Annotated in this window: 17 protein-coding genes; 11 read left to right on the forward strand and 6 right to left on the reverse strand. The window is 44.8% G+C overall.

The features are described 5' to 3' along the window. The first annotated feature begins 548 nt into the window (after positions 1-548). From OR1_RS19185 to OR1_RS22925, 9 genes are all read left to right on the forward strand, one after another. The gene (locus OR1_RS19185; RefSeq protein WP_041974490.1) at positions 549-1,967 is read left to right on the forward strand and encodes a sigma-54 dependent transcriptional regulator; all 1,419 of its coding nucleotides are present in this window, start codon (positions 549-551) and stop codon (positions 1,965-1,967) included. Positions 1,968-1,979: 12 nt separating this feature from the next. Further along, positions 1,980-2,591, forward strand: a complete 612-nt coding sequence (gene wrbA / locus OR1_RS19190; RefSeq protein ID WP_041974492.1) for an NAD(P)H:quinone oxidoreductase — start codon at positions 1,980-1,982, stop codon at positions 2,589-2,591. A 255-nt stretch (positions 2,592-2,846) separates the two neighbouring features. Continuing rightward, complete coding sequence (locus OR1_RS19195; protein WP_160295283.1) at positions 2,847-4,025, forward strand: response regulator; 1,179 nt, start codon at positions 2,847-2,849, stop codon at positions 4,023-4,025. An 85-nt stretch (positions 4,026-4,110) separates the two neighbouring features. After that, entirely contained in the window at positions 4,111-4,629 is a 519-nt protein-coding gene (locus OR1_RS19200) for a hypothetical protein (protein ID WP_082003048.1), read from the forward strand. An 86-nt stretch (positions 4,630-4,715) separates the two neighbouring features. After that, positions 4,716-4,934 carry a hypothetical protein gene (locus OR1_RS19205; RefSeq protein ID WP_041974498.1) on the forward strand — a complete coding sequence of 73 codons (219 nt, stop codon included), beginning with the start codon at positions 4,716-4,718 and terminating at the stop codon, positions 4,932-4,934. 58 nt (positions 4,935-4,992) lie between these two features. After that, positions 4,993-5,211, forward strand: coding sequence for a hypothetical protein (locus tag OR1_RS19210; protein ID WP_370543380.1), 219 nt, complete (start codon positions 4,993-4,995; stop codon positions 5,209-5,211). Positions 5,212-5,560: 349 nt separating this feature from the next. Further along, positions 5,561-5,752, forward strand: coding sequence for a ferredoxin (locus OR1_RS19215; RefSeq protein ID WP_041974502.1), 192 nt, complete (start codon positions 5,561-5,563; stop codon positions 5,750-5,752). 2 nt (positions 5,753-5,754) lie between these two features. Beyond that, entirely contained in the window at positions 5,755-6,174 is a 420-nt protein-coding gene (locus OR1_RS19220; protein ID WP_041974504.1) for a ubiquinol-cytochrome c reductase iron-sulfur subunit, read from the forward strand. Between the two features lie 7 nt (positions 6,175-6,181). Further along, on the forward strand, positions 6,182-8,083 hold the full coding sequence (locus OR1_RS22925; RefSeq protein WP_237754363.1) for a cytochrome b N-terminal domain-containing protein: 1,902 nt from the start codon (positions 6,182-6,184) through the stop codon (positions 8,081-8,083). A gap of 38 nt (positions 8,084-8,121) precedes the next feature. On the opposite strand, the gene OR1_RS22930 is transcribed toward OR1_RS22925, so the two are convergent. The 3 genes from OR1_RS22930 to OR1_RS19240 form a co-directional block, all read right to left on the reverse strand. Next, positions 8,122-8,889, reverse strand: a complete 768-nt coding sequence (locus tag OR1_RS22930) for a hypothetical protein (RefSeq protein WP_237754364.1) — start codon at positions 8,887-8,889, stop codon at positions 8,122-8,124. Positions 8,890-9,067: 178 nt separating this feature from the next. Further along, on the reverse strand, positions 9,068-10,228 hold the full coding sequence (locus tag OR1_RS22935; protein ID WP_237754365.1) for a thioredoxin domain-containing protein: 1,161 nt from the start codon (positions 10,226-10,228) through the stop codon (positions 9,068-9,070). Between the two features lie 154 nt (positions 10,229-10,382). Further along, positions 10,383-10,673, reverse strand: a complete 291-nt coding sequence (locus tag OR1_RS19240; protein WP_041974550.1) for a hypothetical protein — start codon at positions 10,671-10,673, stop codon at positions 10,383-10,385. A 398-nt stretch (positions 10,674-11,071) separates the two neighbouring features. On the opposite strand from OR1_RS19240, the gene OR1_RS19245 reads away from it, so the two are divergent. Beyond that, positions 11,072-13,003, forward strand: coding sequence for an aconitate hydratase (locus tag OR1_RS19245; protein WP_041974506.1), 1,932 nt, complete (start codon positions 11,072-11,074; stop codon positions 13,001-13,003). Between the two features lie 19 nt (positions 13,004-13,022). Continuing rightward, the gene (locus tag OR1_RS19250) at positions 13,023-13,985 is read left to right on the forward strand and encodes a hypothetical protein (protein WP_041974508.1); all 963 of its coding nucleotides are present in this window, start codon (positions 13,023-13,025) and stop codon (positions 13,983-13,985) included. Positions 13,986-14,016: 31 nt separating this feature from the next. Here OR1_RS19250 and OR1_RS19255 read toward each other — a convergent pair whose 3' ends face one another. Genes OR1_RS19255 through coxB form a run of 3 tightly spaced genes read right to left on the reverse strand, consistent with a single transcriptional unit; the run spans position 14,017 to position 16,504 of the window. Beyond that, positions 14,017-15,051: a lipid A deacylase LpxR family protein gene (locus OR1_RS19255; RefSeq protein WP_041974510.1), complete on the reverse strand. Its 1,035-nt coding sequence runs from the start codon at positions 15,049-15,051 to the stop codon at positions 14,017-14,019. Continuing rightward, on the reverse strand, positions 15,051-15,545 hold the full coding sequence (msrB, locus tag OR1_RS19260) for a peptide-methionine (R)-S-oxide reductase MsrB (protein WP_041974552.1): 495 nt from the start codon (positions 15,543-15,545) through the stop codon (positions 15,051-15,053). The genes OR1_RS19255 and msrB overlap by 1 nt, the downstream gene beginning before the upstream one ends. A gap of 38 nt (positions 15,546-15,583) precedes the next feature. Then, positions 15,584-16,504 (reverse strand): cytochrome c oxidase subunit II, encoded by a 921-nt coding sequence (gene coxB, locus OR1_RS19265; protein ID WP_041974512.1) that lies wholly within the window; start codon positions 16,502-16,504, stop codon positions 15,584-15,586. Positions 16,505-16,513 lie beyond the last annotated feature (9 nt).

The raw sequence follows: 16,513 nt of genomic DNA on the forward strand, positions 1-16,513 counted from the left end.
TTGATTAATCGCCACCATGTGTGCATAAGGAATGCTGGACTTCAAGGCAACTTGACATAATATATCTTATGGGTCGTAATAGGGTTTTATGTAAATTAAGCTCTAAGAGTTCTGTGGTATTACCTATCTTGCCAATCACATATCAGTAACCGGAAGCACTTGCATATAATTATGCAACATTTTTTGCACATGCAACAACACTGTCATATCAGCCAACCTTAACAGGTTCATTCTAAATGTTGCCTGATTTTGCTAGACAAATGTATTTTACAGGACATTTAGCGATGATATATATTTCAGATTATTAATGCTGATTTCCCGCATCATTGATTAATTTGAAGGAATAAATGTCATGAATAGTTTAATACCATTTTGATTTGATCGCTTGTAACTAGTCGATTGTATTAGTGATTAATTTGTCGTGATTATTGGCAAACAAAATGCTGAAAGCTGATAGCCAATAACTGACACTGGTATACAATTGATTTGCTCAATTAATTTGAACGCATTAGATTGCCAGAATATACTTTTTAACAGCGAGGAGATTAATGATACCCGAAAACTTTCACAATTTACCTGTACTTCTGGTTGACGATGACCCACAAGCATTGGAATTGCTTGAATCTTTCCTTAGAAGTTCTGGAATGAAATATGTCGTTACTTTTGAGGATGGCCGTGACCTCACAAGATATCTTGCAAGTTTTCCTGCAGCAGTTATTGTACTGGACCTCATGATGCCGAAGATCTCTGGAATTACGTTACTTGAAGAGATAACAAATAAAAATCCGGGGATTTCAGTAATTGTCGTTACAGCTGAACAACAGATTGATACTGCGATCGAGTGCATGAAACTTGGAGCAGTCGATTATCTTACCAAACCAGTGGTGATAAAAAGATTCATATCCAGCGTCAACCGCGCTCTTGAACTTTATTCACTAAATGAAGAGATCGTAGCATCTCAAAATAATGCAACTGCTGATGAACAGCATGCCGCTTCCATTGCCCCATACATCATTACTCAAAATAAGGAAATGCTCTCGCTTATCAGATATGTGAAGATTATTGCCGACTCATTTCAGCCGATACTTATTTCCGGAGAGACCGGAGTTGGCAAGGAACTGTTTGCGCAGGCCATTCATACTCTAAGTAAAAGGGAAGGAATGTTTGTATCTGTCAATGTCGCGGGACTTGATGACACTCTTTTTTCGGACACTCTTTTTGGACACAAAAAAGGTTCATATACCGGAGCGATCTCGGACCGAGATGGTCTAATTAAAAAGGCGGCAAATGGTACCTTGTTTCTTGATGAAATCGGAGATTTGAATGAACTTTCACAGATAAAGCTTCTTCGTTTGTTACAGGAAAACGAATACTACCCAATCGGGTCGGATATTCCTGTCCAGAATAATGCGAGGCTTCTGGTCGCAACAAACCAGCACCTCAAGCTTAGAATGATTGAAGGTAAATTCCGTAAAGATCTGTATTACCGTCTATGTTCACATCAGGTAAACATCCCTCCCCTGCGCAGCAGACTTGACGATATTCCACTGCTATTAAACCACTATATGACTGAATATTCTAATATGCAGGGTAAGAACAAACTTACCTATCGAAAAGAACTTGTTAATCTGCTTTCCACATATGATTTCCCAGGCAATGTGCGTGAACTCCAAGCAATGATTCTCGATGTCGTTACAAGGAGTTCCGATGGCAAAATCCATGTCTCTTCATTCAAGGATCTCATTGCGCGGGAAAAAGGTTCACATTTCTTTGACACCGAGCTTTCTGAGGAAATTGATTTCAATCCAATTACTTTTACACGTTTCCCAACGATCAAAGAAGCTGAAACAGAGCTGATAAAGCGAGCCCTTGAACTCAGCAATAACAATCAAGGAATAGCCGCTCAAATGCTGGGGATTACTAGGCAAGCGCTCAATAATCGCCTTAGACGGAAAAAAGCAAATTGAAAGGAGTACTTCATGAAGACCCTGATTCTTTACTATTCAATGTATGGACATGTGCATCGCCTTGCAGAAGCGGTTGCAGAAGGAGTTAAGACGGTTCCTGGGGCTGAAGCAATCCTTAAGAGGGTTCCGGAAACGTTATCTCCCGATATCATTGAAAAGATGGGTGCAACTGAAATTCAAAGAGAATTCAGACACATACCTGTATGCACGGTTGATGAACTCCCAGAGTACGACGCTATTATATTCGGCACTCCGACAAGATTCGGGAATATGTGCGGGCAGATGCGTCAGTTTTTGGATGCCACCGGCCAACTCTGGTTTAAAGGGTCCTTAATAGGAAAACCGGCCGGGGTTTTTACTAGTTCGGCAACTCAACATGGTGGGCAGGAGTCTACTATCCTCAGTTTTCATATGACTCTACTTCATCACGGAATGGTAATAGTAGGGCTCCCTTACTCATTTGCCGGGCAGATGAACAATGATGAAATAACCGGTGGGTCCCCTTATGGAGTATCTACCATTGCCGGGACCAAAGGAGAAAGAACCCCGATTCAAAATGAGCTAGATGCGGCTCATTTTCATGGCAGGCATGTCGCAACAATTGCAATTAAACTTGTCAGTTAACTGCGTACGACATACCGCCCGTAAAAATGCACTTTTACGAGCGGTATGTTTAGTCAAGACATCCGAACTCCCTACTTAGATTGCGCTTCAATAATATACCTTGAAATAATCGTTGCTCATTTGCAATCCTGTCAATGTCTGCATGATATTTATTTTATTGACTTTTTTCTACAATCTCACTAGGCATGATTTCTGCTCAATACATATTTACTTATTCCACAAGATATAGACGGCCGGGAGGCTTGAAAAATGTATATGTCTTCTGAGACCCAAGGATCTCTTTCTCTGCTCTGTGTTGAAGATGAGAAGGATGCGAGGAAACTTCTTTTATCAATGATCGAAACCAAATTCCCATTTGTTAAGCTTTTCGAAGCTGAAAACGGCAAGGAAGGTTTTGAAATATACTCTCAACAAACAACTGATATTCTAGTTACCGATATTTCTATGCCTGAAATGGATGGTCTGGAAATGTCTAGAAAAATCAAGTTATTAAACCCGAATGTAATGATCATAATCCTCACCGGAAGAACCGATACCCAATATCTTATAGATTGTATCGACATCGGTATAAATCAGTATGTTCTCAAACCAATAGTCAATAAACTGCTCTTCGACGCTATACAAAAATGTATCGACTCAATATCAATTAATCGCATTGTTAAAGAACAAAACGATTTCATAGCAGCTCTTAATGCAAGTCTAATGACCAGAACCGAGGAGTTGGAGGCACTTAACAGTGAGCTGGAAACATTCAATTACACAGTTTCACATGATCTGCGTACACCATTATCAGTAATCAACGGCTATTGCCAGGTTTTGACAGAACTGTGCGGTGCTTCACTAGATGCAACATGCAGGGCCTATATAGATGAGATAGCAAATGGGGTTAAGACAATGAACGAACTCATTGGCACTCTGCTCAATTTCTCACAGGTCAACCGGTCAGAACTTAAGATGAGCAGGGTTGATCTCGGAAATATTGCGGCAGACATTTCCAAAAATTTGAAGATATTGGAGCTGTCTGAGCGCAATGTGGATTTTCGGATTATGCCAGGTTTAATAGCTGAAGGTGACAAAACGTTACTTAAAGTATTACTTGAGAATCTTCTGGGGAATTCATGGAAATACACTCGCACAAAAGAAAAAGCCATTATTGAGTTCGGCAGAAAAGAGGCTAACGGGATGGATATTTATTTTGTCCGAGATAATGGGGTCGGTTTTGATCCTAAATATAGCGACAGGATGTTTGCTCCGTTTCAGAGACTTGAGAACTGTGAAGGATTTGAAGGAACTGGTATCGGTCTTGCCACTGTGCAACGGATTGTCCACAGACATGGAGGAAAAATCTGGGCCGAGGGAGAAGCCGGTAGCGGCGCGACTTTTTATTTCACGCTTCAAGAAGGTAATTGCCTCAAAGCCTGCCCAGATTTATGAAATTGGGTCATATATCATGACATATTTTCGTTCGTTAGTTATTATTTCACAATGTTTTTGGGCCACTCTTGCCAAAGGAGCCGACTTGTCGCACCTTGCCGACTGTTCTGTCAAGGTATTCAGTGAGATCAGCAACACTAAATCCTGGTCCGGAAAACCGCCTGAGGGTTGCCATGCAAATGTAAGCGTTGCCAAAAAAGTTGACGGTGCACAAGTAATCACCTGGATTACGGACAGGAATGAAGCAGATTGGGTTATGACTTCACTTACCGTACAGATGGAGTACAGTGAGCTGGCAACTCCAATGGCACTTGCAAAAGGTAACAAGGATGTCATGTCGCGGGCACGACGACTGGGAAACTGCCTAGATTCTATTGTAAACAACAATGACCCTTCAGAATGCCGCTACAAAGCATCAAAGGAATATTATGCAAGCGAAAAGATAGGAACAGAACGGCACTGGGAAATATGGCTGGATAACGGCAGGAAGAGTATTGTTGATTATATTATCGGCGACACAGCGAATATACCTTATCCTCCGTCAGATCTAAATCAAGGCGAATCCCTTCCTCCTGGTACCGAACTTCACCTGCACATCCGCTAATGACAGATCCCATGATTGCAACTATTGGTTTTAAATGACTTTATGCGTAATATATGGCAAAATATATTCAAAGGAAGGTGATAAATATGAAATGCATATACAATGATGGTTTGAAAGTAGAATATAAAGGTTCAATACTTATAAAGGATGATAAAGACATCAACATATTTATCAAGGAAGGATTGATTCCGTTAGGCATAAAAGGTGAACTTGATGTGGCACTGATCAATTTCAACTGCCTGGAAATGAGGACGGCTGCAAAAGTAGTGACAGATACAATTGGTAAGAGAGCCTGCATACATTAATCATTAATCTATCTGTGATTTAGCGCCGAGTTGCAGCTTTTCGACCAAGGAGGCGAGTGTGATGACAAGATTTTATGATGCAAAAAGTGATTATGATCTTGATACTGTAGAGGATATTCTGGATTCTGGCGGCGTCGAGTATTCAGTGCAAATGGGAAAAGAGGAAAGTGACATCAAGGAAATCCTGATTGCTGAGGAGGATCTCCCGTATGTTGAGGAGCTGCTGTTTCTTTCAAAAAAACGGTTATTCTGCTCCCTTAATCAAAATCTACAGTGATCAGCCGTTTCCTTTGGTAAGAACGGATAGTGAGAGCCAGTTCTGGGTATCGTTTTAAGGGCTGTAACCAACAACGTAATTCATACGGTTTTTCCTGCAAAAAACGTTGCATCTGAAACAATAACACCCCTTTTCCCATGTCATTTCACCAGCGGCTTATTTTGCCGTCCATTCAGGAATATCTTGATTCCGAGTTGCATGTGATGGCTTTGCATTGTCAGGTAACTAGTCCATATAATTGTATTATTTTGCGGCATATTTGCTGCTATTGAACTGTTAAGTTGTTTTACAGATAAATAGAGCTAACATAAAGCTGAATCAACAGAGATTCGAGTATTTGGAGGAGAAAATGGCCAGTAATGTAGTAGTTGATCAGGACAGTTGCATTAGTTGTGGATTATGCGTCAACAACCTGCCAAATGTATTCCGGTTTGACGACAGCGGCAAGGCAGAATGTTTTGACCCTTCCGGTGCTACCGAGGAAATGATACAGAGTGACGCAATAGACATCTGTCCAGTTGCTTGCATCCATTGGCAGTAATAATGGAAAACTGCGAAAGAAGGAAATTTTTGGGCATATGCCTCGAAGGGATGGCTTCAGCAGCCGTGGCAGCCGTGGTATATCCTGTTTATAGGTACTTGTCACCAATTTCGGGACAAGAAACTAGCGGCAAAGTAATGTTTCAAGAAAGCACTATCTCTGAAGGTGAAGCGAAATTCTTCCAGTATGCCGGTTCAGCAGCGGTAGTGATAAAAATCAAAGAACACGAGGTCATTGCATTTTCCGCTGTTTGCACGCACCTCGGTTGCATTGTCCAGTGGCAAAAGGATAAAGGCGAATTCCTTTGCCCCTGCCATGCAGGACGCTACACTGCTCAAGGGGCCGTTATTTCAGGCCCGCCACCGAAACCGCTTCAAGCTCTCCCAGTCAAGGTAGCTAACGGCACAATTACCATAGGGTGATAATTATATGTCACTTTTTAAACTGATTGATAATTGGCTAGACGTTCGGATCGGGACCCATAGTCTTATTGAAAAGGAATTGACCGGTTACCTGCTCCCCAGAAACATAAATGTCTGGTATTCCATGGGGAGTGTGCTTTTATTTATCTTTTCGTTACAGATAGTAACTGGGATTCTCCTTTTAATTTACTACGTACCAGACGCTGACAAGGCATTTGCCAGTATCACGACAATTATGAACAGGGTTCCGTTTGGCTGGTTGATACGTATGTGTCATGTGGTGGGGTCCAACATGATGGTGCTGATCCTCCTGTTCCATATGCTGTCGGTGTTGTTTATGGGGAGTTACAAAAGCCCGCGCGAACTTAACTGGCTTTCTGGCTTCATTCTATTCAACCTTGTCATGGCAATTTCTTTAACCGGCTATCTACTCCCCTGGAGCCAGCTCTCATATTGGGCGACAACTGTTGCCACGAACAGTGTCGGGACAATCCCTTTCATTGGCAGCTATCTGGTGGAGTTCCTGCGGGGTGGGAAATTGGTAGGCCCCCCTACCCTTGGGCGCTTCTTTGCGCTGCATGTAGCGGTTATCCCGATTTCCATACTTGCATTTGTGGGGCTTCACCTCTTTTTGCTCCAGAGAATCGGCGTCTCCAAACCTCCATTCGGCCTGAAGGAGACTAAAAACGGCTGGCATGGAGAGGCATTCCATTATGAAGCACATCCGGGAGGAATTCCATTCGTTCCCAATTATCTGCTCCAGGACATCACTTCTGTAATGCTATATTTGGCCTTCTTTTTTGCTGTTTTGTTTTTTGATCCTTATCTATTTCTACCCAAAGACGCCTTTATCCCTGCCGATCCATTCCAGACCCCTGCCCACATAAAACCTGAATGGTACTTTCTGGCAAATTACCAGACACTCAAACTGTTTCCCAGTGAGTTCCTGGGGTTGGCTGTTCAGGGTGCGGCGATGACTTTCCTGGCTCTTCTACCGTTCGTCGACCGCGGCGCAGAGAAACACCCTTTGAAAAGGCCATTATTTATGATTTGCAGCATTCGGGGGGATTCTGATTTGGATCGGGCTCGCTATATGGGGGCATTTTTCATGATTAGAATCAGCTCCATTCACGTTCTCGTGTTGTCAGGACTAATTCTTTTCCAGCCATCGCATTCGTCAGCAGTAACACCGACCGACAACGCCTGCGTACAATGCCATGGAGCGCAGACCGGCAGGCTTGCCAAACCGGTTGAGCTTTGGCGAAAGAGCATCCATGCCGAGAACCGTATCGCCTGCAACGACTGCCACGGTGGTGACCCTAAAGATGCCGTTAATGCGATGAACCCTGACCGGGGATTTCTTGGGAAACCGAACCCAAATGATATCCCGGGCTTTTGCGGGCGCTGCCACGTCGGAGTGATGAAGGATTATCTGGCAAGCCTGCATGGTAAAACTCTCGGCAGAGGAGGCCCTACCTGCGTCACCTGCCATGGGAATCACCTGGTGATGAAGGCGACCATTGAACTGATTAATGAAAAGGATTGCACCAGATGTCACGATTTTGAGAAGTCCCTTCGGATAAAGGAAGCGATGCGGGAAACCGAAACCAAGATTGTTTACTTGGACGGAAAACTGGCTGATTTCAAAGGAAAAGGGGTTGATACCAGCCAGATGGAAAAAACATTGTTCGCGGCGAGAAACCGTTTTCACACTCTATTTCACGAACTTGATGTCTTGAAGATCAAGGAACAGACGGCTGAAATCAGTAAAGATCTGGATATACAGCTACAGCACATAAATAAACTTGCAGAGACGGATCGGAAGAGGAAAATCGCCGGGGTTGCAGCTATTGCAGCGACTCTATTTGCCGCGTTGCTTCTGCGGCTTTACGCCAAGACTTTGGATTGATAACGCCTGGTTATGAGCTCAAAGGGAATCAAGATTAGTCATGTGATTTCTTCAAGCAATGTCGAGAGCGCCTCGATTCGGTTTACAGGTTGATAACAAGCGTTTTTTGCGCATACATAGACCGTCGGCCGACCTTCAAGAGTTTGGTAATTTCCGGCCTCCCCTTTACCGGCGTAACGAAAGACAGCGTTTGGGATAAATTTGCTGTATAGCAAGCAGAGGAACGGCTTTAATTCATTTCTTTCTCCCGAAATTGTCACAGTATATTCGGGCGAATCGCTGAAATCCAAGGCTGACAGGAAATACAATGAGTTTGTGGGGGCTTGAGCTACTGTCCCCATGAATGACCTCAGGATTGCCTCCCCTCTTTTGGAGAAAAAAGAATCACCGGTAATCCGGCCAAGCCTTAAGAGAGCTAAGGCCGCCATACTGTTTCCCGATGGCATTACGCCGTCATGTGAACTGATATGTTTTACCAGCAGCTTTTCGCCATCGTTGCCGCTTTCAAATAGAGCACCGCTATTGTCTGTGCCGAAGATTCTAAGCATCTCTGTGGCAAAATGACTTGCCTGTTCCAGATAGCGATCTGTAAAGGTAACTTGGTGAAGCTCGATAAGTGCCCCGACAAAGTTGGCGTAGTCCTCCAGAAACCCTTTACCCGATGTTTTCCCCAGATAATAACTTCTCATTAACCGTGAAGAAGTTCCTGTCAATGAGTCGAGAATGAATTCCACTGCCCTGACGGCGGCTTCGAGATACCTTTCGTTACCAATAACAGCGTATCCCCTTGCCAGAGCGGTAATCATGAGACTGTTCCAGGCTGTTATAATCTTTTCGTCACGAAACGGCCTGACTCGCTCTCCCCTCACCCTAAGTATAGAGCCGCGCCATCTCAGGAGATCAGCAGCAACTATATCCGGCGATATCCCCTCCTCAGCGGAAAACTCCTCAAGTGAAACAGGGAGATGAAGAATATTGCGGCCGTCAAAATTCCCTTGCTCGGTAACATCGAACATTCGGCAAAAAACTCCCGGCTTCGCGCTTGCCTATGACTGCCTGGATCTCAGCGGTAGTCCAAAGGTAATACTTGCCTTCCATCCCCTCGCTATCGGCATCCTGACCAGCAAAGAATGCTCCGTCTGGTGACGTCATGTCATTCAGGACATAGGAAAATATCTCTTCCGCAACCTGTCGGAAGAATTGATCAGATGTTGACTGGAAAGCTCCCAGATATGCCAATGATATGAGCGCCTGATCGTAGAGCATCTTTTCAAAGTGCGGCACTAACCAGTTGCGGTCAACCGAGTAGCGGTGAAAACCGAATCCGAGCTGATCATAGATCCCTCCGTTTCTCATTTGGCGTAACGTGTTAGTAACCATTTGCAGAGGACCCGAATTTCCGCTCCTGCCGTAGCGCAGAAGGAAATCGATGATTATCGGCATGGGGAATTTCGGGGTATTACCGAACCCGCCATATTGGCTGTCATAGATCTCAATTAATTGCCGATACGCTTCATCCATGACTTGATATTTTGTAATGGTTCCCGGTTGCGGCGAAAACACTTGACCGAGAGCTTTGAGTGCAGCGATTGAGTTGTGTTCAAGCTTGTTCCGGTCAGTCCGCCAGAGCTTGGCAAAATATTCCAACACCTGGATTATTCCCGGCATCCCCATGGTTTGATTTCTCGGGATATAAGTAGTGGCATAAAATGGGATTTTATCTGGAGTCATAAATACGTTCAGCGGCCACCCTCCGCTTCCGGTCATCAACTGTGCAACAGCCATATATTGCTCGTCGATATCAGGCCGTTCCTCACGATCAACTTTGATACATATGAAAGAACGATTGAAAATTGCCGCTACATCAGGGTCTTCAAATGATTCGTGTGCCATGACATGGCACCAATGACAAGAGGAATAACCAATTGACAGGAATACAGGTTTATTTTCGGAAATGGCTATTTCAAAAGCGGCCTCACCCCATGGGAACCAACCAACCGGGTTATCGGCATGCTGCAGCAGGTAAGGGCTGGTCGAAAATATAAGTCTATTAAACTTCTGGCCGCCGTCAGTTGGCAAGGTACCCTTGTCAACCTCAATCAGAAGTCTGATGCGAGTATTCTCATCCTCGATGCGGTTATTCATCTGAGTTGCCTTTTCTCTGACCTTGAAAGTGATCCACATTTAAAAATTACGTGTTGTCTAAGCAAGATATTCTTCCCTCACCCCCAAAAAAAGAGACAGTAATAATGTTTTGCTGTCTCTTTATTTCATTTATGTCCACCTCTATACCGAGAAATCACCCACCAACAGTCATGAATTCAAGGGTCCTTTCTGTCTCACGTAATTTATCGTTGAGATTACGCAATTCATCTTTAGTGTATACATCCGTTCCCTTAGATATCTCTTTATTCAGCTTATCAATCCGCTGCTGAATTGAATCGACATTATCAACACAGTTCTTTGAGACCAGCAAGCATTCATCTTTCTTGACCTCATTTCCGCCAGTTACTTCAGCTGAAACGAACTGTACCGATGTTAATAGAACAGATGCAGCCACAATTCCTATTAGACCTGTTACCCGTTTCATGGCTGACCTCCGTTTAATCATTTTGCTCCTTTATTTATACTATAACCATCGGCCTAATAAATTGCAAATGAATTTCATTATCAACTACAACCCTACTATTTACATTTGTTCATATAGTTGAATAGACTTACTATTGCCTGCAACAAATATTTCATCTGATACATTAATTGCCATTTCTTCTGGCCGACGCTACTAACTGTTTTTAATGCAAATTCAACAAATTTAGTTATTCTCTATTGCACGGCATACTTCACTGCGAGCTCGTTAACCTAGCGATTCCTTTATCTATTGCAATAGGCTAAATACGGCATAAATACTGCTTTCCTGTATACTTATCCAGTCAGCAAATTGTACCAGCTAAACTTATCGAATCTAGTTACAGTGCCAAGGAGTCACTTATGGGGAAAAATCTCACCACAAAAATCCTCGAATCTCATTTGGTTTCGGGAAATCTGATTCCAAAATCAGAGATTGCTCTCAGAATCGACCACGCTTTACTTCAGGACGCGACCGGTACCATGGCATTGCTCGAATTTATGGCCATGGGGGCAGACAGGGTAAAGGTAGAACTTGCGGCTCAGTACATCGATCATAACCTGCTGCAGACCGACAACAGGAATTCTGATGATCATATCTTCCTGATGACTGCAGCAGAGAAATTTGGGATTTATCTTTCAAAAGCAGGAAACGGGGTATCTCACCAAGTACACTTGGAAAGATTTGGTATCCCAGGTAAAACGCTGCTTGGAGCTGATTCCCATTCTCCTACCGCAGCCGGGCTTTCGATGCTGGCCATAGGCGCTGGGGGGCTGGATGTTGCTATGGCCATGGCTGGCAACCCATTTTATCTCCCATGCCCGAAAGTTATGGGGATCAAACTTGTTGGCCAACTTCCACCTTGGGTATCCGGCAAAGATGTCATTCTTGAAATGCTTCGCAGGCACTCTGTAAAGGGTGGTGTCGGTAAAATTATCGAATACTATGGTCCCGGGGTTGCCACACTTTCAGCTACGGACAGGGCCACCATCGGTAACATGGGGGCAGAACTGGGAGCAACATCCAGCATATTTCCATCAGACGGGCGAACCAAAGAATTCCTTGATTCCCAGGGTCGCGGGGCATGTTGGCAAGAATTGTCCCCAGATCCGGATGCAACATATGACGAATACGACGAGATCGATCTGTCTTCCCTGGAACCGCTGATCGCTTGCCCATCCTCACCGGACAAAGTAGTCCCGGTCAGAGACGTTGCCGGCACCAAGGTAGATCAGGTAATCGTCGGCAGTTCGGTAAATTCCTCGTTCCGGGATCTCATGACAGTTTGCCGGATTCTCGATGGCAGAAGGGTCGCATCTCATCTCTCCTTCAACGTGAACCCCGGCAGCCGCCAGGTATTGGAGAATGTTGCTGCCCAGGGAGGGGTAATGATGCTTCTTCTTGCGGGAGCGCAGATACATCAGCCAGGATGCCTGGGTTGCATTGGTATGGGGCAGGCACCTGGGACCGGTCAAGTGAGCCTGAGAACTTTTCCAAGAAACTTTCCCGGGCGTAGCGGCACTAAAAACGACATGGTCTACCTGTGCTCTCCCGAAACTGCTGCTGCTGCCGGAATTTTCGGAGAAATTACAGATCCCCGCAGACTGGGTGAAATAATGAAATGGCCCGCTGTACAAAACCCGACGAAGTACGTTCTTGATGACTCAAGCATAATCTTTCCTCTTCAGGAGACTGAAAATATACAGATAGTCACCGGCCCCAATATTGTGCCCTTCCCGGATTTCGAGGAGCTACCCGAAAATCTTGAAGCAGAGGTTATCATCACCCTGGGTGATAACATTTCTACCGACACGATCATGCCGGCAGGAAACAAAGTGCTCCCCTATCGCAGCAATATACCGGCCATCAGCCAGTTCGTATTCGAGCAGATAGACCCCGAGTTCCATAAACGTGCAAAGGAAAAGGGTAACGGCGTAATTATTGCCGGTGAAAACTATGGCCAGGGATCTTCACGTGAGCATGCCGCCCTTGCGCCACGCTATTTGGGTATCAGAGTTAAAATAGCCAAGAGTTTTGCACGGATACATAAGGCAAACCTTATCAATTTCGGCATCCTGCCGCTGACTTTCAAGAACCCGGCTGATTACGATACCATCAAGCAGGGAGACATTCTAACACTTTGCAACATTCGCAACCTTATTAGCCAAGGGGAAAATGAATTGCCGGTTGAAAGCAAGGGGCGAATAATCCTTACGGTTCTTGATGTCTCGGAAAAAGAGCGGCTGGAACTGCTTGCAGGAGGGACCCTGAATTATGTGAAAAAAATGAAATAATAGTTGTTATAGGTAAAGAATGCGGTCAATCTTTCTGTTGTTTTTATTGTTATTTTATTCCGCCGATTCAAGTGGCGAGGAATTCTTTATACTGGGCGGTGCCGCAAAGGATAATGACTCAGATGATATGACATATGCATGGCAATTGGAATATCAGGAGTCTTTGGGAGAGAGTTTTGCTGCCAGCATTTCCTATCTTAATGAAGGCCACGTTACGAACCACCACCGTGACGGAAATTCCATGCAATTATGGGGGAAGACGCATCTTTTGAAGCACAGGCTTTCCTTAGCTGCGGGTATCGGACCATTTTTGTATTTTGATACCACCAGTTCAGGGAACGGTAATGAGTATGTTAACGACCATGGGCTGCAAGGAATATTAAGCGTTTCGGCAACCTGGCATTATAGAGACAATTGGCTGTTCCAGATCCGCACTAATTGGGTCGGGGGCGTAAGCGGTTTCGATACTGTATCAGTAATTACCGGACTCGGTTACCAGTTGGAAGCTCCATTGCGCGCTCCAAAAGCGGCCGACTCTAAAACAAAACCTTCCGAAAACGAAGTGACCCTGTTTATTGGGGAAACGATCATGAACAGCTTTAAATCCGAAAGCAGCTTGGCATCCGGGATAGAATACCGGCAAACGCTTGCAGACCACTTGGATTTCAGCATAGGATGGCTCAATGAAGGGAACAACGGCAAACTCCACCGCAACGGGATTTCTACGGAATTATGGATGGTGAATGACTTTTTAGCTGATAAACTTTCGCTGGGAATTGGCGCAGGCCTCTATGTTACCTTCCATCACGATAACTTTATCCCTGACAGGATATCCCATAAGCCGTTAGCTGCAATTATGACCATGTCTGCTGGGTACCGTTTAAATACAATCTGGGGCGTACGGACTTCCTGGAATCGGATAATTACAGATTATGACAAAGATTCCGATGTTATTCTCGGAGGGATAAGCTTATGCTTTTGAAAGGATAGATATGTTTTGCTGAAGCATCGCTTTAGTAAAAATACGTCAAATTCACCGCCCCATATTTCTCAACCTCCCTCTGGCCGAAAAACTCCTTCCCTACTATAACGTAGGTAAATGATGTCTTAACTCTACCTGCCATGATCGATACCCCCAACTCCCCAAATGGTACAAAAACACGCTTTTTTACCCTTGGGCTGTCTTCAAAGGTATTGCCATCGAGCGTAATATCCCTGGCAACCAAGTCCCCACCCGCACCTCCAAAAAAATATGCCCCCCATTGGTGCTTGTTTCGATGATTATTAAAGATCGGAACGGTCCCGATCCCCCGAATCGTTGTATCACCGGCACTTTCAGGCAAATTGTATCCAATGCGAACCTGCCCCTCAAAGTGCCCTTTGGTGAGGTAATTGCCAAGCATCGCGCTGCAGATCGGGAACAACTGGACTCCCAAATTTCCCACATATTCCGTGATGTCGAATTTGTGACGATATTCATACTGGAGATCCAATAACGGCTCGTTCTTGAGCTGGTGACTCCACCCTTGCGGCAACCTGTTCTGAAACAAATGGTGGGCGGCTTCCTGTCCGGCTTCTCCGAGAGAATACGGGCCGATAACGCCGACAATCAGTTTTAAGGTTTGCAAAGCTGATTGGGTTTGGTGGTGGGTTGTCAGCCCCAGATAAAGAATACCTGCATATGGACGGTCTTTGGGGTCAGGAACAGTCGAGTAAAGTTCAGTCGGTGTAAATAGAAGCTGGGCAATTTCATAAGATGAGGACTTGAAGCCGGTATCGGTCCCGAACAGATTCCAGAAATCTCCCAGTAATCCTTTGTTGTTTCGTGACAGAACCAGGGAAAGTCCGGCAGTGTAATTTTCGTCCTTTCCGTAGAAAGCGTCATTTTCAACATTCATTGCAATGGCTGTTTGCGGCTGCTCGGCATAAGAATCTAACGTACCGCACAGATTGGCCAGCAAACAGAGCAATAATACAATGGCTGAAAAGAAGTTCTGTTTACATGACCGCTTTTGTAGTAATCCAAATGTCATATGTGCAATCGTCATTACTGCCCTTTCAATTCAACAAACAGCATAGCTTCAGAATTCATGCAATACCTTAGACCGGTTGGTTTGGGGCCGTCATCAAAAACATGGCCCAGATGGCCCTCGCACCGTGAACAGAGAACTTCTGTCCTTTTGGAAAACAGGCTGTTATCAGGTCTAGTTGTGATGTTTTCCGGCGCAATCGGTTTTGTGAAACTTGGCCATCCAGTTCCAGACTCGAATTTGTCCTCGGAATTGAACAGATCAAGCCCACAACCGGCACATCGGAATACCCCATGTTCGTGGACTTTCAGGAGTTTGCCAGTAAACGCCCGTTCAGTCCCCTTTTCTCTGAGGATGTGAAACTGCTCCTTGGTCAGAATCCTTTTCCATTCCTGTTCTGTCTTAATAACCTTTTGTGACATGATATATCTCCCCAGTTCTGCGGAATATATTTTGAGAGACAATGCCCCACCTTTCTCAGAGCCGCCTGTGGACGGTCTGCAGGCAAACATCCCAACCAACAACACAAACAGTAAGATCAAAAAATGTCTCATTTTGAGTGGCCGCCTATTTCTTGAATGAATTCAACTAGCTCTTCAATCTCATTTTCCCGTAAATCAGAATTGACAGGCATGATCGGCTGATACCCCTTTACGATGTCTGCTTTAGGGTCCAATATCGATCTCCTGACATATTCTTCATCTACAATCACACTCCGCTCTTTCCCGTTTGTTAAAACAATCTGTTTGCTCCCCCAAAGTCCCTTGAATGTCGGGCCCACTCCTGCAGTTCCATCGAGCGAATGACATCCGAGACACCCTAAAGTCTCAAGCAGTTTCCTGCCGGATATTTTCTCATGGTGTGATTCGACTTGGTTCAACCAGTCATTGAACTCCTGCTCCGAGACCGCTTCAACTGTAGCTAGCATCTTAGAATGTTCGGTACCGCAATAAACTGAGCAGAAAAGGTCATAGGAACCCTTTTGTGGAGCTATGAACCAGACATGGTTTTTCATCCCCGGAACGACGTCGCGCTTTACCCTGAAGGCTGGGATGTAAAAACCATGAATAACATCCTGTGAAACCAGGTTGACCAGGATAGGCCTGCCGGCAGGGACATACATTTTCCTACTGGTTTTGGCATTTGGATAGGAAAAACTCCATGACCACATCCGGGCAGTTGCGGTAACCTCAAGAGCGTTCCCGGGCACATTGCGCAAGGCAAGATAGCCGGCCCACCCGTAATAAAACATTGCCATAACCAACAATGTCGGGATAAACGTCCAGAGGATTTCAAGCCAGATGTTACCGTCTGCAACGGAGGTTGGCTTCGGAGATCGTGATCGGTGATACCTGAAAGTAAAAACCAACATGACGGTAGAGATGACAATGAACAACAGTATGCAGATCCCGATGATAAATTTGAAAACCGGGTCTACTGCCTGATTCGTTGTCTGAATTATTGGATCCACTTCAACTCC

Source organism: Geobacter sp. OR-1 (assembly GCF_000813145.1).
Lineage (GTDB): Bacteria > Desulfobacterota > Desulfuromonadia > Geobacterales > DSM-12255 > Geoanaerobacter.